Origin of the sequence: Flavobacterium anhuiense, from assembly GCF_900101855.1 — a bacterium.
GTDB lineage: Bacteria > Bacteroidota > Bacteroidia > Flavobacteriales > Flavobacteriaceae > Flavobacterium > Flavobacterium anhuiense.
On record NZ_FMVC01000010.1, the window covers coordinates 123745 to 145740 of the forward strand.

Genomic DNA, 21996 nt, shown 5'->3' on the forward strand with positions numbered 1-21996 from the left:
AAGAAATCATCAATGCGATTTTACGATTACTTTTTAAACTTATAAAATACCCACAAAGGCATTACATATACCCTTCTCCATCTGTCTTATTTAATTTTGAAAAAGTGAAACTCGAAAAAATGGTAAAAACCGCCAATGTAATAAAAGTGTATTCAAATGCTTTGGAAGTATCCAACTCAAAAATACCTGTCTGAAATAAGGAAAGCGCAAGGCTGGCAACGGAAACTCCAAAACTTACCGAAAGCTGCTGCATAATAACCAGCATGGTATTTCCTCCGCTGGCTGTATCTTGATCGAGATCTGAAAGCGTAATGGTATTCATAGCCGACATTTGAATAGAAGTGAAAATTCCGTAGAAAATCATTAGTAAAATATAGTATCCTAACGGTGTTTCTTTCGTCACAAATCCAAGGATTATCAAAATAAATCCCAGTAAAATGGTGTTGCTTATTAATACTGTTCTGTATCCAAAAAATTTGATAATTTTTACCATAAAAGGCTTTACAGCCACATTTGACAATGCAGAAGGCAACAATAACAATCCTGACACAGATGCCGAATAGCCAAAACTTGTTTGCAGCATGAGCGGCAATAACAATGGCAGTCCGCCTATTCCCAATCTCGTAATCAAACTTCCTATTAATCCAATTTTTAAGGTTCTAATATTTAAGAGTTGCAGATCTATTATTGGTTTTTCGGTTCTTTTGTAGTGAATATAATAAAAGAGAGAAAGCAACCCTGATAAAAACAGCAAGCTCAAAATTACAATCATATGTATCCTCCCGCTTCCAATAAGCTCTAAAACTAAGGTAATGGAAATAAGCGCCAAGCTGAAATAAATCAATCCTCTAAAATCAAATCTTCCTACTGCGTGTTTAAAATTGGGCATAATGCGATATGCCATAGAGATGCCTATGAAACCGATTGGAATGTTTATTAGAAAAATCCAATGCCAGCTAAAATTATCAGAGAGAAAACCTCCTAAACTTGGGCCTGCCACCATTCCTAATAATCCAAATAAGGTTATAAAATTCATCGTTTTAAGCAGTTCGTTTTTTGGATATTGATATAAAATAGCCAATCGGGCAATAGGCACCATCATTGAAGCGCCAATGGCTTGTAAAACACGTGCCATATTTAGCGTTTTTAAATCAACTGAAAGGGCACAAAACAAAGATCCCGTCATAAACATTAATACGGCAATCATAAACATCGTTCTCGTGCCAAATCTATCTGCGAGCCATCCAGAGAGCGGAATAAACATGGCCAATGTAAGCGTATACGTTACAATAACCGAATCCATTTCGGTTGCTGAATATCCCATATTTTTAGCTATTGACGGCAACGAGGTATTCAAAATAGTACCATCTAATGATTGCATAAACATAGCGATTGCCGTTACCCAAGGAAGCAGATATACCGCATTTTGTTCTTTTTTTTCTTCTTTATTATTTAGCATCCTTTAATTACAGATAAAAGCTTGATTAATAACTATATTGTAAATTAATAAAAAAAAGCTCTTAAAAGTGTTAAGAGCTTTTCCTTTAGCAGAAATGAAATTACTTTTTAATTGAATCTGTTTTAATATTCTGATTTCCTTTCTGAGTTGATCCATCTGTTCCCGAACCCGTTGCCCCTTCTCCAGTTGCTCCTGTTGTACCATTCTGACCATTTTGATCAGGATTTAAGGTTGCCGACGAGTCTACTGCTGGCCCAACTGTATCGACTGACATGTTCATAGTGTCCGCTTGATTGTCATTTGGATATGCATTGTTATTTTCATTCTTTTTACATGAAAATAAAGCTGTCACTACAAGCAGCATAACGATTGTTTTCAAAAATGTCTTCATAATTCAAGTTTTTTTAAAATTTTTATAAAACTAAATTAAACCACTGTATATCAATGATTTTATATAATTTCAAAAAGCCTTTATAAAAATCAGAGCATTTGAAGATATCTCTGATGTAAAATGTGTAAATCAAGTTATTAATCTTGTAAAAAATACTTCAAAAGACTGTCGAAATTTGTTATTCAAGCTACAATATTATTCTCGAAGCTTGTCTAACTAATTGTATCTTTTAAAAACAAATAGCTATGAATACAGTATTATCCAAACAAAATCAGTCTTCAAAATCATTATTAAAAAATAATGTATCAAAACTAGAAAGAGTTTTAATGGTTACAAGTGGCGCTTATCTTTTGTACAATGCTCTTTCTAAAGAAAATAAAAGTATTACACAAGCGGGAGCTGGAGGTGCAATGCTATTACGCGGCATTTCTGGTTATTGCCCAATTTATGATGCCGCAGACCATTTAATGCATGACAAAGCTTCGAATATAAATATCAGAGTAAATAGCGTCATCAATAAACCTGTAAGCGAAGTGTATGCCTTTTGGAGAAACTTAGAAAATTTACCAAAGTTCATGAATCATCTGGATTCTGTAAGACCTACAAGTTCTACAATTTCTGAATGGACAGCAAAAGGTCCAGGCGGAATTGGGAAGATATCTTGGAATGCAGAAATCGTAAGAGATGAAAAGGACAAACTTTTAAGCTGGAATTCTATTGAAGGATCTTCTATTAAAAATGCTGGAAAAGTTGTCTTTAAACCAAAAGGAAAAGCAACAGAACTTGATGTTACAATTTCGTATCATGCGCCACTTGGAATTGCAGGCGAAAGCGCTGCCAAACTTTTAAATCCTTATTTTGAAAAGTTAGTAAGAGATGACATTTCTAATCTTAAAGTCTATCTTGAAACTAACCAAGAATAAGAAAACGCTACTGTTTCTTGTATTTATTTTTTTGTAGAAAAACGTCTTCATTTATGAAGGCGTTTTTTGTTTGTTGCAATAACCTATTGTTTGATTATGCAAAAACTATAAAAAGTGAAATAAATCTTATAAAATTTTATTCCGTGATTTTTTAAACTTTGAGAATAAATAACAAATAAAATGAAAACATTTTTTAGAAATAACGGATTGTGTATCTGCTTCTTAGTCTTATTTGTCGGATCTTTAGCAGGCCAGATTATATTAGGATTTAAAGAGCATAATAAAGAACTGATTGATGAAGGTGCAAATACTATCACTTTTATAGCGTATCTCACTTCTGGGCATTTTTTTCAATCGACTTTTGAAAATTGGGAAAGTGAATTTTTACAAATGGCTTTGTTTGTAGTCTTTACCATTTTTCTAAAACAAAAAGGCTCTTCAGAATCCAAAAAAATAGACGAACCAGAAGAAGTAGACCGCGAACCAGATCCAACAAAAAAAGATGCGCCTTGGCCAGTTAAAAAAGGAGGTTTTATTTTGAAGATTTACAAGCACTCGCTCACTATTATGCTTCTGCTTCTGTTTTTAATATCATTTATTATTCATTTTTACGGAAGTCTGAAAGATGAAAACGAACAGCTTCTCAGAAAAGGAGAACCATTAGAAACTGTGTCTTCTTATTTAGGAAATTCAAGATTTTGGTTTGAATCTTTTCAGAATTGGCAAAGTGAATTTCTTTCTGTTTTTGCTATTATTATGCTATCGATATATTTGCGCCAGATTGGGTCCTCACAGTCAAAACCAGTTGATGCGCCTCACATGGAAACTGGCGGATGATTTAGCCATAAAAATTAAGTTATCAACTTTTATAAAATATTTTCAGCTTATTTAAAATGGAATTACGTTGAAACGGTAAATAAGCTAGGTAAACTAAAAATTAAAGGTGAAGTTTTTATTTAAACTTCACCTTTAAAATTATTTCCAAGGATCTAAAACCACTTTGACACAGCCGTCTTCTCTTTTTTTGAAGATATCATATGCATGTGAAATTTCAGATAGTGGAAGCCTGTGGGTAATAATATCATCAAGTTTTACTTTTCCCTGAACCACATAATCTAAAAGTTTGTCTATGTGTTTGTGTGCAGGTGCCTGTCCTCCCTTTAAAACTATTCCCTTGTCAAAAAACTGCCCTAAAGGAAAATTATCATAATTAACAGGATACACTCCCAATACCGATACTATTCCGTTTCTTCTCACGGCACTCATACAAGCTTCTAATACTTTAATCGATCCTTTTTCAAAATTGATAGTTGCTTTTATACGATCGGCTATATTTCGGTCGGGTTCAAAACCAACAGCATCAATACAGACATCTGCACCGCGTCCGTTGGTCATTGCTCGAATCTGCTCGATAACATCTTTTGGGCCATCTTCCCAAAGTAAAGTAACCGAATCGGTTGTTGCTTTAGCCTTATCCAGTCGGTATTGCAGTGTATCTACAATAATAACTAAACCTGCGCCACGAAGCCATGCACTTTTTGCAGCCATAATTCCAACAGGACCAGCTCCAAAAATAGCGACGGTTTCCCCGCCTTTTACCTCTCCCCAATCAACCCCCGTATAACCAGTGGGAAAAATGTCAGTCAGGAAAAGCACCTGCTCGTCTGATAAATCTTCAGGCACTATCCTCGGACCATAATTAGCATAAGGAACTCTAACATATTGTGCTTGACCTCCATCGTAACCTCCATATAAATCAGTATAGCCAAACAGTGCTCCGCCTTTCTCAGTCATAATTCCGCCTTCAGGCCCATAATTTTCCGTATTACTGTGTTCGCAATTTACAGGCGAATCATGAGTACAGAAAAAACAACTCCCACAGGCGATAGGAAACGGAACCACTACACGGTCGCCTCTCTTGAGATTCGTAACTGTAGATCCTGTTTCTTCTACAATACCCATAAATTCGTGACCTAAAACCATAGGCCGTGGCTGCGGAATTCCTCCTGAATAGATATGAAGATCAGATCCGCAGATTGCGGTAGAGGTCACTCTCAAAATTATATCGTCTTTTTCTTTTAAAATCGGATCGTCGACTGTATCATACTTGATAGAGCCAGGTCCATGAATAACTGCTGCTTTCATAATAATAATTTTTAAATTAATTATTACTAATTAACTATAAACAAACAAGTTGTGATTACATCATTAATAGTTACTCTTACAAAATACAGTCTCTAATGTGCAAATGGAAAACCTACATTTTATATGATAAAACCAATGAAAATGAAAATCATGCAGCATAGTATTACAAATTATATAAAAAACGGTGTGCATGGTAAGTTTATATTTATCACGAAGAATTGAATTTGATATCTTGAATCAATTAGAAAAAAACAAAGGCCCGTTTTAAATAAAAACAGGCCTCATCATTTACAATAAAATTGAGAAGCAACATTTATGGTCTTGTGCCATTAATTGAGTCTCTCGTTGGCGGAACAGTAGTCGGGTTAGTTGACTTTGGAGTTCCTTTCTTTTTATCAGTACGCTGTTTGTTGACTGTATCAGTCTTTCGTGTTGAAGGATACTGCTTATTCTTTTTATGATGAACAGTATCAGTTTTTGGAGAAGATTTTTTCTTCCCCGGAATTGTATCCTGAGCTGATGCAAAACTAAAACACAAAAGCATACAACCAATTAAAAATAAATTTTTCATAACAATCAATTTTAAATTAACAATTTGTTTATGAGACACTTTAGTGATGTCTCGTTGCAAATTTTATAAAGAAAGACAATAGTTATTTACACTATAAAACACTCGTTATTACATGATTACCATAAAACAAATCACTTAAAATATCATCTCAATGGCCTCAATAAAGCAAATACTAAATTCTACCGAAAACAGACAATATGCTTTGCCTGAAAGAAAATGGAAATACTATCAGGAGTGGCATCACACTGTTTTTTTTCATTGGGAAGTCCCAGTATATTTTTTGGAGAAATATATTCCTAAAGATTTACAGCTAGACACTTACTCTTCAATGGCATGGGTTTCTCTTGTTTCTTTTGAAGTGAAAAATATGAGATTACGATACTTTCCTCCTTTGCCTTACATTTCAAATTTTGAAGAAATTAATATTAGAACGTATGTTATTAAAGACGGAATTCCTGGTATCTATTTATTTTCTATTGAAACCAATAAATTAATCGAAGTATTGTTTTCTAGACTTTTTATCGGACTTCCTTATGAAAAAGCAGAAATTGAACGTTCAGGAAATCATCTTACTTCTCAAAATGTAAAGAAAAATCATCTTCTTGGTTTTAAAATTGGGGAAACAGCATCTCTTCAAAAAACCGATTTAGATTTATGGCTCTCCGAAAGACATTCCTTATATGAAATCTGCAATAGCAAAATTTGCCGTTTTGATATTCATCATAAAGAATGGGAACTTTTGGATCTAAACGTCAAAATACAAGACATTTGGTATGAGGCTGGGCAATTTATAATCAATACATATCCTGATAAAATTCACTACGCAGAAAGAACTCAAGTAGTATTATGGGGAAAAGTACAAACTTAAAATGCAACAAACTGTAAATTATATAATTGCAAAGGATAGGTCATATAAATTTTACGTACATGCTAACGCTATTTTTACATGAAACAATAATTAATAACAACTTAAAAATAGCACTATGAATTTAAATGAAAAAGAAAATTACAGTCCAGAAGACCAATATTTTCAAGATGACGAAACCCGATATGAAAATGAACATCAATATGATGATATCGATATTGATGCACCGCCAGCAGATCATTCTATAAGTGATACTGCAGAGCCAGATTACGGAAACGAATTTGACGAAGATGAAATCAACAATCAGCAACTTGATGATGATGGTCCAGGAGGTGACGAATTCGATGAAGAATTTGAGGATGAGGAAGATGAGGAAGACATTGACGATGATGAACTGACTCGAGAGAATTTAGAAGGAGATGAAACAGGAACAGATCCGAATCGGAATTTATAAAAGTAAAACCCCGTTTGAAACTTTCAAACGGGGTTTTACTTTTAATGGTCTTTGAGTACCATTTTATTTAACTTGTTTTTTTGTAGTTATAAATCGCCAATGAATTCAAGACAATGGCAAAAATAAATAAGTAAAAAAGCTCACTTCCCACTTCTTGCAAACCGCTTCCTTTTAAAACAATAAGACGAACCACTTTTATAAAATGGGTTACAGGCAATAAATTCGATAATCAAGATTAGCAATAGAACCGGAAAAAATTTTGGTCATCATGATTCAAAAGATTTAGTCATTTCTCTCTTAGTAGAATCTTTCTTTTCATGCGCTGGAGTACTCATATTTAATAATTTACAGACAAATTTTATTTTTTTTAAAGCACATAAACAACTGATATAAAACAAATTAAAACTTAAATAAACGATATAATTTCTCGTTAAAAAAGAATATCTTTACTTAAACAAACGAATGCCAGTAAACCGATTCTAGAGAAATTAACTTTTTACTAATTTCTAAGTGTTTTTTATGAAAACCAATTTTATCAGAATCCTGATTTTCTTGCTTTCCTTAAATGCATTTGGGCAAGCGCAGGAAAAAGAAATTAACCAGCAGCTTCAGACTTGGGTTTCTATCAATACGGTTACCAAATTTGCTGACCATTGGGGTGTAATTGGCGACTTTCATATCAGACGGAATGATTTTGTGTCCGATCCCAGTTTTTATTTTATAAGAGGCGGAATCAGCTATATTCCAAATTCAAATATTTCACTAAATCTAGGATATGCACACATGTGGTTAGCGCCATCAAATCCTGATTGGAATACTTTTTCTGATGAAAATAGGATTTATCAGCAGGCGCAATTAAACACAAAATTCGGAAATCTTAGCATTTTGCAGCGTCTACGAAATGAACAGCGCTGGCAGGAAAAAATCGTCAATGATAGATCCAGTGGCGATTGGCGTTTCACCAATAGAATTCGTTACCTGATGAGTTTTACTTTCCGGATTTCTGATAAAAAATCGTGGCCGCAAATGGTTCTTTCAGATGAGATTCTATTGCATTTTGGAGAAGAAGTCGTTTACAATACTTTCGATCAAAACCGCTTTTTTATCGGAATTAGAAAAAATATTAATCCGAAATGGAGTTACGATTTTGGCTATATGAATGTCTATCAGCAAAAATACTCTGGATATCAGTACGACATGAATCACACAATACGATTATTTTTTTATCTGAATACCAGCATTAGGAAAAAAGCACCTTCTGAAATTGAGAATTCTGGCGATGAATAAAATTTATTTCTAAACCAAAGTATTGTTAGACCTGAAAGATTCAAAAAACTCAAAAGCTCTTTTCTCAGCATATGAATATTCAGAATCACGTAGCGGAAAAGCACAATGTCCCCCATATTTAGGTGTTTCCAGATACACATAGGCGCTGTCTTTGGCAATCGTTCTCGGGTAACATCTTTCGCCCAGAAATGGATCGTCTAGCGAATTGATAATTAAAACCGGAATTGTAATATCTTTAAGAGAAAACTCTGGAGAAACACGTTCATAATAATCATCACGGCTCGCAAAACCATGAAGCGGGGCTGTAAAATATTGATCTACTTCGTCAAAAGAAGAAATATTATCAATCTGATCACGGTTGATGAAATCAGGAAATTGTGCCGCCTTGTATTTCAGTTTCTTTTTAATATCAATGGTAAAATTCTTTAGATACACTCTATTAAAGCCTTGCTTAAGCACTTCTGCACTTGTCGCAATATGCGTTGGCACCGAAATAGAAACTGCAGCTTTTATGCGCTGATCGATTTTTGTCCAGCCCAAATAATTAAGCAATTGAACGCCACCCATCGAATATCCTATCAAATAAATATCTTCAATTCCTTTTTTCAAAGCAAACCGAACCACTTCGTCAAGATCGTCAACTGCTCCGTGATGGTACAATCTTGGAAGTCGATTCATTTCTCCTCCGCAAGTGCGGTTGTTCCAAGCAAAAACCGAAAAACCTTTCTGCAAAAAATAGGCTGCGCAACTGTTATTATATGTTCTTCGCGAATCACCTTCTAAACCGTGACATAAAATAACTGCTTTTTTTGAGCCATTTAAAATATAATCGATGTTGATAAAATCTCCGTCATTCAATTCATGCTTTTCTCTTGTATATTCAGGCACTTCAAACTTTTTAATCAAGGCAGCATATATGGTAGAAATATGCCTGTTGCGATGAATAATCGAAGGAGAATCATATTCTGAATGTTCAATTAGTGGCATAACAAAGAGTTTTGTGGTACTTTTTACAAAGCTAAGAAATCAATCAACATGTAATTTAATTCTTTCTTTTTATTTGTGCCCTTTTTTAATAATTTAACAGTATGTAAATTTAAAAAAGCAGTACTGATTCTAAAGAAAACTAATTGTTAAATATGCTGGAACACGGCTCACGAAGCGCCAACTCAGGTCTGAATGTTTACTTTATTTGTATATTTGTAAAATCGATTTCAAAAAAGCAAAATCCTTTTAATGTTTGAATTTTTACCAGTAGATCCAAAAACCATTTTTCTGCTTTATTTCTGGGGTAATTTTTTTACCTGCATACTTATATTCAGTTTTTCTTTTTCGTACGCTACTAGCGATAATAGAAAAATATTAAAATGGTTTGGTTTAGGTAAATTAATACTGACTCTTGCTTGGATATTGGCTCTTTTACGAAATATTATTCCCGACTTTGCTTCCATCAATATTGCCAATTCAATGATCTTTGGCGCCTGCTGCTTCGAAACCCTTGCCATGCTATCGCTGATTAAAGGACATGCAAAAAGGCAATTTCAAATTCAGATAGCTATTACAGCGGTTGCGATATTGCTTTTTAATATTTCGACGCTTTTTTATGCCTCAATGAATACCCGTGTTATCCTTGGAGGGATTGGTATTTTTGCTATTTATTTATTGCCTACAATCATTTACTTCACAGAAAAAGAAAAAAGCTTTTTCAAGACTTTTTATGTTTTGTGCTACACAGGATTTGAAATTCTAATTGTAATACGAACAATTCACCGATACTTATATCCCCAAAATCTTATTATTTCCAACAATACTTTTGATAGTTTATACAGCATCTGTTTGTTTCTTCTTACTTTGATCGGAATTGTTGGCTTTTTGCTTTTGGTAAAAGAAAGACAGGATCATAAAATCAAAAAGCTTTTGAATGACAAAAACCAATTTTTCTCTATTATTTCACATGATTTAAGAGGGCCTTTAGGATCATCGGTATCTCTTTCCGAAATTTTGCTGGAAAATATAGAACAGTACAGCCGTGAAGAAATAAAAGAAATATCAGAACTGCTGCATGACTCAAATAAAAACATTTATAAGCTGCTCGAAAATCTTTTGGAATGGTCTAAAGTCCAAACCGGAATGATTACTTTTCATCCTAAAAATATATTGCTAAATGCTTTAATTGAGGAAAATATTGAACTAAGCAGAAATGTCGCTTTAAGTAAAAATATAGACATCAAATTTGAATCGGCTTTTTTGGTTGAGGCAGAAGTAGATAAAAATATGATTAGTACCATTTTACGTAATTTGTTGAGCAATGCCATTAAATTTACAGGTAAGAATGGAGAAGTTAAACTAAAACTGATTAAAACTAACCAGAAAGCAGAAATCTCTATTACAGATAACGGAATCGGAGTTCCTGATTACATCAAAGAAAAGTTATTTAAAATCAACGGAAAAGTACTTCAGAAAGGCACAGAAAACGAACTCGGAAGCGGACTCGGATTGCTGCTCTGCAAAGAATTTGTAAACATTCATAAAGGAGAAATTTCAGTAGAAAGCGAACAAGGAAAAGGAAGCACATTTAGGTTTACGCTTCCTATTGTAAATTCCAATAACTAAAATTCCAAATTCCAATTCTCATTTTATGTCATTGCGAGGAACGAAGCAACCGCACTAGTAAAATTCCAAATTCCAATACTTAAATTCCAATTCTAAAAATTTCAAATTCCAATACTCATTTTTTGTCTTCCTGAGCGGAGTTGAGGACACATATCGATGAGCACACAATAATGATTTTGCACAAGATCCTTCGACTCCGCTCAGGAGAACAAACTATATGTGAATCCTTAGGAAAAATCCAAAATAAAAAATCCAAATCCCAGTATAAATTGGAATTTGGATTTAAATATTGGGTTTTACAATTCCAAACTTGGAATTTGGAATTTAAAATATTTTGGAATTTTAGAAACGTTTAGTCTAACATAAAACTTACGCTAACATTTGCTGTAATTTCGATTTCTCCAATTGCTAAAGTTTCGTTCGAAGCTCCTCCCATTGCATCTGCTTCTTTCATTCTCATAGCAGCGTACATTGGCTGTGGGCGGTAAACTTGAGAGTTATCAGAAATTGTAAATGCTTTACCTACTTTTTGTCCTAAAACAGAAACGTATTCTTCAGCTTTTACTTTAGCATCTTTCATCGCTAATTTTCTAGCTTCAGACTCATATTGCGCTAATTTAGATGATTCAAAAGAAACTCTGTCGATTCTATTGATTCCTTGCTGAACCAAACCTTCCATTAATTCATCGTACTTAGTCAAATCTTTTACCACGATTTCTACAGTTTGTGTAGCGTTATAAGAAGTTTTCTTTTTCTCATAATCGTATTGCGGATTAAGAGCTACTTGCTTTGTTTTGAAATCTGCTGTTGGAATATTCATTTTTTTGATGAATTTTAAAACAGCATCCATCTTTTCATCATTTTGTTTTTTAACATCTTTAGCATTATTCCCTTTTGTTTCAACAGAAGCTGAAATACAAACCTGATCAGGTGCTACTTTTACTTTTCCTTCTCCAGTAACATTAATTAAAGGTATTTGTTTGATTTCTTGGCCGTAAGACATAGTCATAAACATGATTGTTAAAAATAATACTAGTTTTTTCATTTTTGTTAAATTTTAATGTTTGACAAGAGCATTCCAAAAGTTGTGCCAAGCTTACAGTTTTCCCAATTTTGCCATTCCAAAAAGTATCAAAATCGGAATTGCAAGCAGAATTACCATCAATGTATGGTCTGTAAATAATGATGGCATTTTTATCAAGGTAATTAAATAACCGCCTATAGCACCTCCAAAGTGTGCCGTATGCCCAATATTGTCATTTTTGGCCTTCATTCCATAAATTGAGTACAATAAATACAAAATTCCGAAAAGATAAGCCGGCATCGGAATGACATAAAATATTCCAAGCATCATGTCAGGCTCCAATAATATTGCCGAGTACAAAACTCCAGTAACAGCGCCAGATGCTCCAACGGCTCTATAACTATAATCGTTCTTATGAAAGAGCATAGTAAGAAGGCTTCCGAAAATTAAACTTCCAAAATAGACCAAGATAAAAGAAAAATTACCAAGCCAGCCTAGAACTACAGGAGCAAAAAAATACAAAGTCAGCATATTAAAAATCAAATGCATCATATCAACATGCAGAAAGCCAGAAGACAGCATTCTGATTTGTTCGCCAGAACGAATGCTCCCCACGTGAAATTCGTATTTTCTAAAAAAATAAAGATCGTTAAAACCTTTGTAACTAATAACAACGTTCGCAACGATAATCGCTATTAAAATAATATTCATAAATAATAATTATTGTGAATGGTAAATATAATCATTCTTAAAGATAAGTTAGCAAGAAAGCAAAATATCAATCGCTAATCATTTTTAATTTATCTTTGTAAAAAAAATTTACATGCAATTTCTTGTTTATATTTTAGCCTACCCTTTACTTTGGCTCATCTCTATACTTCCCTTTCCTGTATTTTACCTATTCTCAGATTTTGTATATTTTTTAGTATATAAAGTTATTGGATACCGTAAAAAAGTAGTGCGCGAAAATCTGGCGCTTACTTTGCCTCATTTGAGCGATGCAGAAAGAAAAGTTGTAGAAAAGAAATTCTACAAGCATATGTGTGATATGTTCCTGGAGATGATTAAAACCATGAGCATGTCTCCTGAAGAAATGGAAAGAAGATTTCATGTAACCAATATTGATCTTGTTCGCGATTATGCTAAAAAGGGAAAAAGCGTGATTTTGGTAGCTTCACATTATGCAAGTTATGAGTGGCTTTTAACCATAAATCCTAAACTTGGTTTTCAAGGAGTTGCGGTTTACAAAAGACTAGCCAATCCTTATTTTGATAGATTAGTTAGAAAAATTCGCTCTAAATACAACACCGAAATGATTGAAACCCGAAAAGCGATTCCGACAATGGCAAAAAACCAGCGTGAAGGAGTTTTGAGCATGTACGGTTTAGCAAGTGACCAGTCACCAAAAATGGAAAGAATTTTTCATTCGATGAAATTTATGGGAGTTGAAGTTCCTGTACATACTGGCGCAGAAACACTAGCTAAAAAATATGATTTGGCTGTGATATTTGTGCAGGTTAAAAAAGTCAAAAGAGGCTATTATGAGGCTACATTTATTTCGCTTGCAGATAATCCGAAAGAATTTGAAAATTTCAAAATCACCGAAATGTATTTAAAAGAAGTGGAAAAACAGATTCTAGAAGCTCCGGAATTTTATTTGTGGACACACAAAAGATGGAAACACCGTATTGAATGATATTTAGAAAATAATTTAAATGGAAGGTCCGAAAAACAGCATTTGCTTTTCGGGCTTTTTCTTTTAAAACTGAATAATAAATATCTAAATACGCTCTCTTTATCTAATTTGATGTGTTTTTGTAATGATTTTTTTGAATGGATAAAAAAAGGAAACCATTTAAATTTGGTTCTTCTCCAATATCTAAAAAGAACCAAAAATCATTAATTATGATCCAAAAACTATTTTTTTCATTTTTAGTATCTTTTCTCTTTTTTTCTGTCTTCGCTCAAAGTCCGAAACGAGGAATTGCTTACGGATACCACTCCCAAGCCGACATGCAAGCTTTAAAACCAGGCCTTTCTTGGTGGTACAACTGGTCGCCAGAACCTGATGCCGATTTAAAAGCCAATTATGAATCTCTTGGAGTTGAATTTGTCCCAATGGCATGGGGAAAAATCAGCGACAATGACGTACAAACTTTCATCAATAAAATAAAACCTGGAGCCAAATATCTTTTGGCGTTTAATGAACCTAATTTTACCGACGGCGCAAGATTAACACCGCAAGAAGCAGTAAATGCATGGGCAAATATTGAAAAAATTGCTGCTGCAAAAAATCTAGAAATTGTAAGCGCCTCACCTGCTTATAATGGCCCTAATAATTACGGAGGAATTTCTGATCCTGTTGTTTGGCACAATCAGTTTTTCCAATTATGTCCCAACTGTAAAGTAGATTATATTGCTTTTCATACTTATGATGCCACTGCTGGATCTGTGATTGGAGTAACAGGAATTTTAAAACAATTCAATCGCCCGCTTTGGATTACGGAGTTTGCCAATAGAGTTATACAGACCGCTGACGAAAAAACAGCTTTCATGAAACAAATTTTAACCAACTATGAAAATGATCCTGATATTTTTCGCTATTCATGGTTTACCGGAAGAGTAAATCCAACTTGGACCGATATGTTAGAAGGACAATTGTTAAGTGGTACAAGTGGTGTCTTAAGACCAATTGGAACTGAATATATTAATGTTCCTTACACGGCAAAAAAAATGAATATACCAGGTCGCATTACTGCCAATAAACATTACAGAAGAAAAGGAACTGGTTTACAGGCAACAACAGATTCTGGAACGGGGCAAAATGTTTGTTTCATCAATGAAGGAGACTGGAACGAATTTATGCTGAATGTTGCCAATGCTGGAACCTACAACTTAACTTTTAGAGTGGCATCTCCCGTATTGACAGGCAAATTTGACATTCTAGTAAATGATGTTGTGGTAAAAGCCGATGAAACCTTTCCGCCAACTGGTGACTGGCAGACTTTTGCTAATAAAACGGTAAATGATGTTTTTTTACCAAAAGGCGAGGTGTATTTGAAAATCAAATTCAAATCAAATGATTTTAATTTTAATTTTATCGATTTTGCTGTTGCCAATCTTGGCGTTAACAATAATGAGCTTGAAAAAGACAGTTTTACGATTTATCCAAATCCTGTAAAAACGCAAGCCACTTTACATATTAAATCAAATACTACTAAACCTTTAACGATCAAAATAATTGATATGAAAGGAGATGTCTGTTTTTCTTCTGCAGATTATTTTACGAATGAAGATATTAAAATTGGAGACAAGCTTCCAAAAGGAGTTTATATTGTAAACGCTTCGTATGGAAATATTAAAAAATCGATCAAAATAATTAAGAACTAATTCATTCCGTTAGGAATAAATTAGTTTTGAATAAACAAAAAGCTCTTTAGACAAATCTAAAGAGCTTTTTTATTTTAAAAACTGAAATCTTAAATTCCAGCAATTACTTTAATTTCATCAATAATTCTTAATGCCAATTTATCTGCAGCATCTTGAGAAGGTGCTTCAGTATAAATACGAATAATTGGTTCTGTATTTGATTTTCTTAAATGAACCCATTCTGTAGCAAAATCAATTTTCACACCGTCAATTGTCGAAATATCTTCGTTTTTATATTTCTCAGTCATTTGAGTTAAAATCGCATCAACATCAATTTGTGGCGTCAATTCAATTTTATTTTTACTCATGTAATATTCCGGATAAGAAGCTCTTAAAGCAGAAACCGGCATTTTTTTGTTTGCCAAATGCGTCAAGAACAAAGCAACTCCAACCAAACTGTCTCTTCCGTAGTGCAATTCAGGGTAGATAATTCCGCCGTTTCCTTCACCACCAATTACAGCATTATTTTTCTTCATCAATTCAACCACGTTTACCTCACCTACAGCACTTGCTTCATAGCTTCCCCCGTGCGCTTTGGTAACATCTCTTAAAGCACGAGAAGATGACATGTTAGAAACTGTATTTCCTGGAGTTTTGCTTAAAACATAATCAGCAACAGCAACCAAAGTATATTCTTCACCAAACATTTCACCGTCTTCGCTGATAAAAGCCAAACGATCTACATCTGGATCTACTACGATACCAAAATCAGCTTTTTCTTTTACTACCAATTCCGAAATATCAGTTAAATGCTCTTTTAAAGGTTCTGGGTTATGAGGGAAATGTCCGTTTGGTTCACAGTACAATTCTACTACTTCAACTCCCATTAATTTTAGAAGTTTCGGAATAATAATTCCTCCTGAAGAATTTACACCATCAACAACCACTTTAAATTTAGCTTCTTTTACTACTTCAATGTCAACCAATGGCAAGTTTAAAACTTCATCAATATGAATATCCATGTAAGCGTCATTAGAAATAACTTCACCTAAACTATCCACATCAGAAAAATCAAAAGCTTCTGCTTCTGCAATTTCAAGAATTTTTGCTCCATCAGCTCCGCTTAAAAATTCACCTTTAGCATTTAATAATTTTAAAGCATTCCATTGTTTTGGATTGTGAGAAGCTGTTAAAATAATTCCACCATCAGCTTTTTCCAAAGGAACAGCCACTTCAACAGTTGGGGTTGTAGAAAGTCCAAGATCAATCACATCGATTCCTAAACCAATTAAAGTATTCACTACTAAATTATGAATCATTGGTCCAGAGATTCTCGCATCACGACCAATTACAACTGTCAATTTATCTTTCGCAATATTATTTTTCAAGAAAGTTCCGTAAGCCGATGCAAATTTTACTGCATCAACAGGAGTTAGATTATCTCCCACTTTTCCTCCGATCGTCCCACGGATTCCAGAAATAGATTTTATTAGAGTCATTTTTGTGAGTTAGGGTTATTTTTTTACAAATATAAAAAAGTTGCTGAGATACTAAGTTGCTAAGATTCTAAGATTTTAAATTTAACCCATAGGAAACTACTTGCATCTCGTTATTTTTATAACAAAATGATTTAAAAAAGTTTTTATACATTTACTAAAATAACTCAGAATCTTAAAAAACTTCGATTCTTAGAAACTTATAAAAAAATGAATTTCTTAGCCCATATATATCTTTCTGGAGACAATGATTTAATTAAAATCGGGAATTTTATGGCAGACGGAATTCGCGGAAAACAGTTTGAGCATTTTCCTGAAGATGTTCAAAAAGGAATTCTACTCCATCGATTCATAGATACTTATACTGATTCTCATGATATTTTTAGGAAAAGCACCAAACGCCTCCATGAGAGATATCACCATTATGCTGGCGTTATTGTAGATATTGTTTACGATCATTTTCTAGCCAAAAACTGGAAAAAATATTCAGATGAAAAATTAGAACTTTTTGTAAATCGATTTTATCATTCGCTTCACGATAATTATGAAATTTTAACTGAAAAAACTCAAGGCTTAATGCCATATATGATTGAAAGAAACTGGCTTGTAAGTTATCGCACAACCGAAGGAATTCAACATATATTAACCCAAATGGACAGAAGATCCAAAAATGTTTCTCAAATGCAGTTCGCTGTCGAAGAGCTTACTGAATTTTATGATGAATTTGAAGAAGAATTCACACTCTTCTTTGAAGAAATTAGAGAACAAGCAAAAGGAAAATTACTTTCTCTTTAAGTCCAATTTAATTTTATTGAACATGAAAAAAATTACATTTTTAATAGCACTTTTATATATAAGCAATAGCAATGCGCAACAGGCAACACCAAATCCGACTGGATTAGTTGTTACAAAAGCTATGGTGGTTTCTGCCCGCGAAGAAGCCTCAAAAATAGGTTCTGATATTATGAAAAAAGGCGGAAATGCTTTTGACGCCATGGTAGGAACCGAGTTGGCGCTTGCAGTTGCTTTTCCATTTGCAGGAAATATCGGCGGCGGCGGATTTATGGTGTATAGAAAAGCCAATGGCGAGGTTGGTTCTTTGGATTATAGAGAAAAAGCTCCGTTGGCTGCTACAAAAGATATGTTTTTGGATAGCGAGGGAAATGTAATAAAAGGAAAAAGTACCCAGACAGCACTTGCCATTGGTGTTCCAGGCACAATTGCAGGCGTTTTTGCGGTTCATAAAAAATATGGCACAATGCCGATTTCTAAAATCCTTGAACCTGTAATCGCTTTAGCAGAAAGAGGTGTTGTAGTGACCAAAAAACAAGAAAAAAGCTTAAAAGATTATCACGAGAGCATTGTAAAAATAAATGGAGAAAATTCCCTTTTATCTGGCAATTTTAAAGAAAACGATACCATCAAATATCCAGCATTAGCCAAAACTTTAAGAAGAATCCAGAAAAAAGGAAGAAACGAATTTTATAAAGGAGAAACTGCAAAAATCCTAGTCAATTATCTAAAGGAAAAAGGAGGCATCATCACGATGCAGGATTTAGCGAAATACGAAGCCAAATGGAGAAAACCATTGCAGTTTACTTATAAAGGTTTAAAAATTACCTCAATGGCTCCTCCAAGCAGTGGCGGAATCTGTCTGGCTCAGATTTTAAAAATGCTTGAGCCGTATGATTTAGCCAAAATGGGACATAACTCCCCAGATGCCATTCAGGTTATTGTTGAGGCTGAAAGAAGAGCTTATGCTGACAGAAGCTACTTTTTGGGTGATCCAGATTTTGTCAAAATTCCGATGAAAGAATTATTAGATGAAAATTACCTTCGTGAAAGAATGGCTAGCTTTAATCCTGAAAAAGCGACTTTATCAAGCGAAATAAAAGAAGGAAAAGTGAATTATGCCGAAAGCACAGAAACTACACATTATTCAATTGTAGATCAATTCGGGAATGCAATTGCGGCTACTACAACACTAAATGACGGTTATGGATCAAAATATTATTGCGACGAGTTAGGTTTCTTTTTAAATAATGAAATGGATGATTTTAGTGCAAAACCAGGTTCTCCAAACATGTTTGGATTAGTTGGAAATGAAGCCAACAGCATTGCTCCGCAAAAACGAATGTTAAGTTCTATGACGCCAACCATTGTGGAAAAAGACGGAAAACTGTTTATGGTAGTTGGGACACCGGGAGGTTCAACGATTATTACTTCTGTTTTACAGACAATTCTAAATGTTTACGAATATAATCTAAGCATGCAAGAAGCTGTTAATGCTCCACGTTTTCATCACCAATGGCTGCCAGATTTAATTACTTTCGAACCCAATACTTTTGAAACAAAAACAATTGATCAGCTTAAAGCAAAAAACTATATCATCAACGAAAAACCAACTCCTATCATCGGAAAAGTTGATGCTATTTTGGTTTTGCCAAACAAAAATCTAGAAGGCGGAGCTGATTTTAGAGGCGATGACAAAGCTGTTGGTTTTTAATAGTTCTCCGTTTTTATTTTTTTAATCTAACATTATGAACTAATTTTGTAAGAACGATAATTTTAAAACAGAATGCTAAAAAAATATTTCAGAAGACTCGAAAGCATCATTGCTTTGGCACAATCCTTAATGACTCCAAAGCAGTTTCTTTTTTTGTCGAGCGTTCTCATCGGAATATCTTGTTCCCTTGCAGTTATCGTACTTAAAACTTTCGCGCATAGTGTATTCTCATTTGCAACATACATTAATGGAATCCTGAAATTGAGTTTCATTAACAGTATTCTGCCTATTATAGGTATTACATTAACTGTTTTTGTAGTAAATAAAGTTCTTAACGGAAGTATTCAAAAAGGAACTTCTCAAATACTTTATGCAGTTGCGAAAAAAGCCAGTATTATTCCGAGAAAGCAGATGTATGCTCAAATTGTGACAAGTTCGTTGACAGTTGGTTTGGGAGGTTCTGCAGGTTTAGAAAGTCCGATCGTAATTACAGGAGCTGCTTTTGGTTCAAATTATGCCCAGAATTATAAGATGCAGTATAAGGATCGAACTTTGCTGATTGGATGTGGTGTAGCTGCTGGAATTGCGGCTGCTTTTAACGCTCCAATTGCAGGTGTTCTTTTTGCTATTGAGGTTTTATTGGTAGATGTCAGCATTTCTGCTTTTACGCCTATTATGATTTCTGCAGCAACGGGCGCTTTGGTTTCTGCTATTGTTTTGGACGAAAGCATTCTTTTGAGCTTTAAAAAACAAGAAACTTTTGATTACCACAATATTCCGTTTTACGTTATTTTGGGAGTTTTAACCGGACTCGTTGCTATCTATTACTCGAGAAACTTTCAAAGAGTGGAACATTATTTTGCCAAACAGCAAATTAACCCTTATAAAAAAGCTTTAATTGGCTCATCGTTATTGGCGTTATTAATTTTTATTTTCCCAACCCTATTTGGTGAGGGATACGAAAGCATTAAAACTTTATCTGAAACCGATCCTGGAAAATTGTTGGACAATACTTTATTTGCCGATTTTAGAAATAATCAGTGGGTTTTGCTTTTATTTATTGGCGCTACCATGATGGTTAAAGTATTTGCTTCGGGATTAACTATTGGAAGCGGTGGAAACGGAGGAAACTTTGCTCCTTCTCTATTCTTAGGCTCTTATCTAGGCTACTTCTTTTCTAAACTTGTAAGCATGGTAGGTTTATCTAAACTTCCTATCAGTAATTTTACAATGGTTGGAATGGCTGGAATTCTGAGCGGTTTATTTCATGCACCTCTAACTGCCATCTTCCTAATTGCAGAAATCACAGGAGGTTATGGATTAATGATTCCGCTGATGATTGTTTCTTCTATCAGTTTTGCCATTTCTAAACGTTACGAAAAATATTCACTTGACGTAAAAGGTTTAGCAAAGAAAGGACATGCCTTTACAAGCAACAAAGATTCAAACATTTTATCGACTTTAGATATCGACTCGATTATTCAATGCGATTATTTGACAGTGCATCCAGATGAAAATCTAACTAAATTGGTTGATCTTATTTCGCATTCGAACCAGGTTGTTTTTGCGGTTGTAAATCAAGAGAAAGATCTAGTTGGAGTTGTTCATTTTAATGATATACGAGAAATTATTTTTAATTCTTACCGCGTAAAATACACCTTTATCAGAGACGTAATGAAAGCGCCTGCTGCAACAATCTCTACACTCGACAGCATGGAAATTGTAATGCGTAAATTTGAAACCACAAAATCTGCATTCCTTCCTGTTTTAAGAGACGGGAAATACCACGGATTTATTTCCAAATCAATAGCACTAGAAGCTTATAGAACAAAACTCCGTTCAATGACGATTGAATAAGCTTAATATCGGATACGTTAAAAATTTTATTTATCCGATATTAAAAAGTACCTTTGTAGGATTATGTTTAATATTGACCTAACATACAGAGAAGAATTTCAATCAAACTTTGATCGATTGTATCAAAAAAGGCAAGAACTGCAAAACAGCAGACCATTGCCTAATATTGCTTTGAATAAAATACGAGAAAGTCTTTCTCTCGAATGGACTTATAACTCTAATAGTATTGAAGGAAATACACTTAGCCTGAGAGAAACCCAAATGGTTATTCAAGAAGGAATAACCATTAAAGGGAAATCGCTTCGCGAACATTTTGAAACTCATAATCACGACAAAGCTATTGATTATCTCTACTCAATTGTCGATGAGAATTATAAACTACGAAGTATTGACATTTTATCTATCCACGGTTTAGTAATGCGCTCTATCGAAGAAGATTTTGCAGGAAGAATTCGTAATGGAGGTGTCCGAATTTCAGGAGCTAATTTTATGCCACCAAATGCCAATAAAGTTTCAGATTATTTAGACGAATTAATTGAGTTTATCAATACAAATCCTTTAGGTTTAAACGATATAGAATTGGCAACAATTTACCATCATAAACTAGTCTGGATTCATCCTTTTTTTGATGGAAATGGTCGCACCGTTCGTTTGAGCATGAATTTATTATTGATGCGTTGCGGTTTTCCTCCTGCCATTATTTTAAAAAATGATCGCAAGAAATATTACGAAGCGCTTAATCAAGCTAATAATGGCAATTATCAAAAATTGACACTTTTAATGTGCCAAGCACTCGAAAGAACGCTCAATATTTATCTAGGCGCAATGCCTGGAAGCAATTATGATTATCAATCTATTCAAAACATTGTTAGTGAGCCTGACACCCCATACGGCCAAGAATATGTAAGTTTATTGGCCAGAACAGGAAAAATAGATGCTTACAAAGAAGGCAGAAACTGGTATACTACCAAAGAAGCCATCGAAAACTATATGGCAACCCGAAAAAGAAAACGCTGATTTTATATCAGCGTTTTTT

20 protein-coding genes are annotated in these 21996 nt (G+C 34.0%); 12 read left to right on the top strand and 8 right to left on the bottom strand.

Annotated features, from left to right (window positions below; genetic code table 11):
* Positions 1-61: 61 nt before the first annotated feature.
* Together BLP44_RS21995 and BLP44_RS22000 are read right to left on the bottom strand one after the other, a co-directional pair.
* Positions 62-1459 carry a DHA2 family efflux MFS transporter permease subunit gene (locus BLP44_RS21995; protein ID WP_091136357.1) on the bottom strand — a complete coding sequence of 466 codons (1398 nt, stop codon included), beginning with the start codon at positions 1457-1459 and terminating at the stop codon, positions 62-64.
* Between the two features lie 100 nt (positions 1460-1559).
* Positions 1560-1850 (bottom strand): hypothetical protein, encoded by a 291-nt coding sequence (locus tag BLP44_RS22000; RefSeq protein ID WP_066034145.1) that lies wholly within the window; start codon positions 1848-1850, stop codon positions 1560-1562.
* 245 nt (positions 1851-2095) lie between these two features.
* Between BLP44_RS22000 and BLP44_RS22005 the strand changes: the two genes are divergently transcribed.
* Both BLP44_RS22005 and BLP44_RS22010 read left to right on the top strand, forming a co-directional pair.
* A complete protein-coding gene (locus BLP44_RS22005) occupies positions 2096-2773 on the top strand; it encodes an SRPBCC family protein (RefSeq protein ID WP_091136361.1) in 678 nt (225 codons plus the stop codon).
* Between the two features lie 180 nt (positions 2774-2953).
* Positions 2954-3610 carry a DUF6766 family protein gene (locus BLP44_RS22010; RefSeq protein ID WP_091136365.1) on the top strand — a complete coding sequence of 219 codons (657 nt, stop codon included), beginning with the start codon at positions 2954-2956 and terminating at the stop codon, positions 3608-3610.
* A gap of 138 nt (positions 3611-3748) precedes the next feature.
* On the opposite strand, the gene BLP44_RS22015 is transcribed toward BLP44_RS22010, so the two are convergent.
* Both BLP44_RS22015 and BLP44_RS22020 read right to left on the bottom strand, forming a co-directional pair.
* Positions 3749-4918, bottom strand: a complete 1170-nt coding sequence (locus BLP44_RS22015) for a zinc-dependent alcohol dehydrogenase (RefSeq protein WP_091136368.1) — start codon at positions 4916-4918, stop codon at positions 3749-3751.
* A 313-nt stretch (positions 4919-5231) separates the two neighbouring features.
* Positions 5232-5489 (bottom strand): hypothetical protein, encoded by a 258-nt coding sequence (locus tag BLP44_RS22020; RefSeq protein ID WP_008467867.1) that lies wholly within the window; start codon positions 5487-5489, stop codon positions 5232-5234.
* A 151-nt stretch (positions 5490-5640) separates the two neighbouring features.
* Here BLP44_RS22020 and BLP44_RS22025 point away from each other — a divergent pair, with 151 nt between their 5' ends.
* From BLP44_RS22025 to BLP44_RS22035, 3 genes are all read left to right on the top strand, one after another.
* On the top strand, positions 5641-6357 hold the full coding sequence (locus tag BLP44_RS22025) for a YqjF family protein (protein ID WP_091136371.1): 717 nt from the start codon (positions 5641-5643) through the stop codon (positions 6355-6357).
* 115 nt (positions 6358-6472) lie between these two features.
* Positions 6473-6808 carry a hypothetical protein gene (locus tag BLP44_RS22030; RefSeq protein ID WP_091136374.1) on the top strand — a complete coding sequence of 112 codons (336 nt, stop codon included), beginning with the start codon at positions 6473-6475 and terminating at the stop codon, positions 6806-6808.
* A gap of 519 nt (positions 6809-7327) precedes the next feature.
* Positions 7328-8095, top strand: a complete 768-nt coding sequence (locus BLP44_RS22035; RefSeq protein WP_091136378.1) for a DUF2490 domain-containing protein — start codon at positions 7328-7330, stop codon at positions 8093-8095.
* A gap of 9 nt (positions 8096-8104) precedes the next feature.
* Here the strand turns inward: BLP44_RS22035 and BLP44_RS22040 are convergent, their stop codons facing one another.
* Entirely contained in the window at positions 8105-9082 is a 978-nt protein-coding gene (locus BLP44_RS22040) for a YheT family hydrolase (RefSeq protein WP_008467874.1), read from the bottom strand.
* A 249-nt stretch (positions 9083-9331) separates the two neighbouring features.
* Between BLP44_RS22040 and BLP44_RS22045 the strand changes: the two genes are divergently transcribed.
* Positions 9332-10708 (top strand): sensor histidine kinase, encoded by a 1377-nt coding sequence (locus tag BLP44_RS22045; protein WP_091136381.1) that lies wholly within the window; start codon positions 9332-9334, stop codon positions 10706-10708.
* 352 nt (positions 10709-11060) lie between these two features.
* On the opposite strand, the gene BLP44_RS22055 is transcribed toward BLP44_RS22045, so the two are convergent.
* Both BLP44_RS22055 and BLP44_RS22060 read right to left on the bottom strand, forming a co-directional pair.
* On the bottom strand, positions 11061-11753 hold the full coding sequence (locus BLP44_RS22055; RefSeq protein ID WP_091136387.1) for an SIMPL domain-containing protein: 693 nt from the start codon (positions 11751-11753) through the stop codon (positions 11061-11063).
* Between the two features lie 51 nt (positions 11754-11804).
* On the bottom strand, positions 11805-12443 hold the full coding sequence (locus BLP44_RS22060; RefSeq protein ID WP_008467877.1) for a rhomboid family intramembrane serine protease: 639 nt from the start codon (positions 12441-12443) through the stop codon (positions 11805-11807).
* A 112-nt stretch (positions 12444-12555) separates the two neighbouring features.
* On the opposite strand from BLP44_RS22060, the gene BLP44_RS22065 reads away from it, so the two are divergent.
* Complete coding sequence (locus BLP44_RS22065; protein ID WP_091136391.1) at positions 12556-13428, top strand: lysophospholipid acyltransferase family protein; 873 nt, start codon at positions 12556-12558, stop codon at positions 13426-13428.
* A 209-nt stretch (positions 13429-13637) separates the two neighbouring features.
* On the top strand, positions 13638-15122 hold the full coding sequence (locus BLP44_RS22070; RefSeq protein WP_170830269.1) for a glycosyl hydrolase: 1485 nt from the start codon (positions 13638-13640) through the stop codon (positions 15120-15122).
* Positions 15123-15211: 89 nt separating this feature from the next.
* Here the strand turns inward: BLP44_RS22070 and glmM are convergent, their stop codons facing one another.
* The gene (gene glmM / locus BLP44_RS22075; RefSeq protein WP_091136397.1) at positions 15212-16600 is read right to left on the bottom strand and encodes a phosphoglucosamine mutase; all 1389 of its coding nucleotides are present in this window, start codon (positions 16598-16600) and stop codon (positions 15212-15214) included.
* 207 nt (positions 16601-16807) lie between these two features.
* On the opposite strand from glmM, the gene BLP44_RS22080 reads away from it, so the two are divergent.
* The 4 genes from BLP44_RS22080 to BLP44_RS22095 all read left to right on the top strand — a co-directional run bounded on the left by BLP44_RS22080 (position 16808) and on the right by BLP44_RS22095 (position 21977).
* Positions 16808-17392, top strand: a complete 585-nt coding sequence (locus BLP44_RS22080) for an acyl carrier protein phosphodiesterase (RefSeq protein ID WP_091136401.1) — start codon at positions 16808-16810, stop codon at positions 17390-17392.
* 22 nt (positions 17393-17414) lie between these two features.
* Positions 17415-19103, top strand: a complete 1689-nt coding sequence (gene ggt, locus BLP44_RS22085) for a gamma-glutamyltransferase (RefSeq protein ID WP_091136405.1) — start codon at positions 17415-17417, stop codon at positions 19101-19103.
* A 72-nt stretch (positions 19104-19175) separates the two neighbouring features.
* Positions 19176-20960 carry a chloride channel protein gene (locus BLP44_RS22090; RefSeq protein ID WP_066034129.1) on the top strand — a complete coding sequence of 595 codons (1785 nt, stop codon included), beginning with the start codon at positions 19176-19178 and terminating at the stop codon, positions 20958-20960.
* A gap of 63 nt (positions 20961-21023) precedes the next feature.
* Positions 21024-21977 carry a Fic family protein gene (locus BLP44_RS22095; RefSeq protein WP_091136408.1) on the top strand — a complete coding sequence of 318 codons (954 nt, stop codon included), beginning with the start codon at positions 21024-21026 and terminating at the stop codon, positions 21975-21977.
* The last annotated feature ends 19 nt before the right edge of the window (positions 21978-21996 follow it).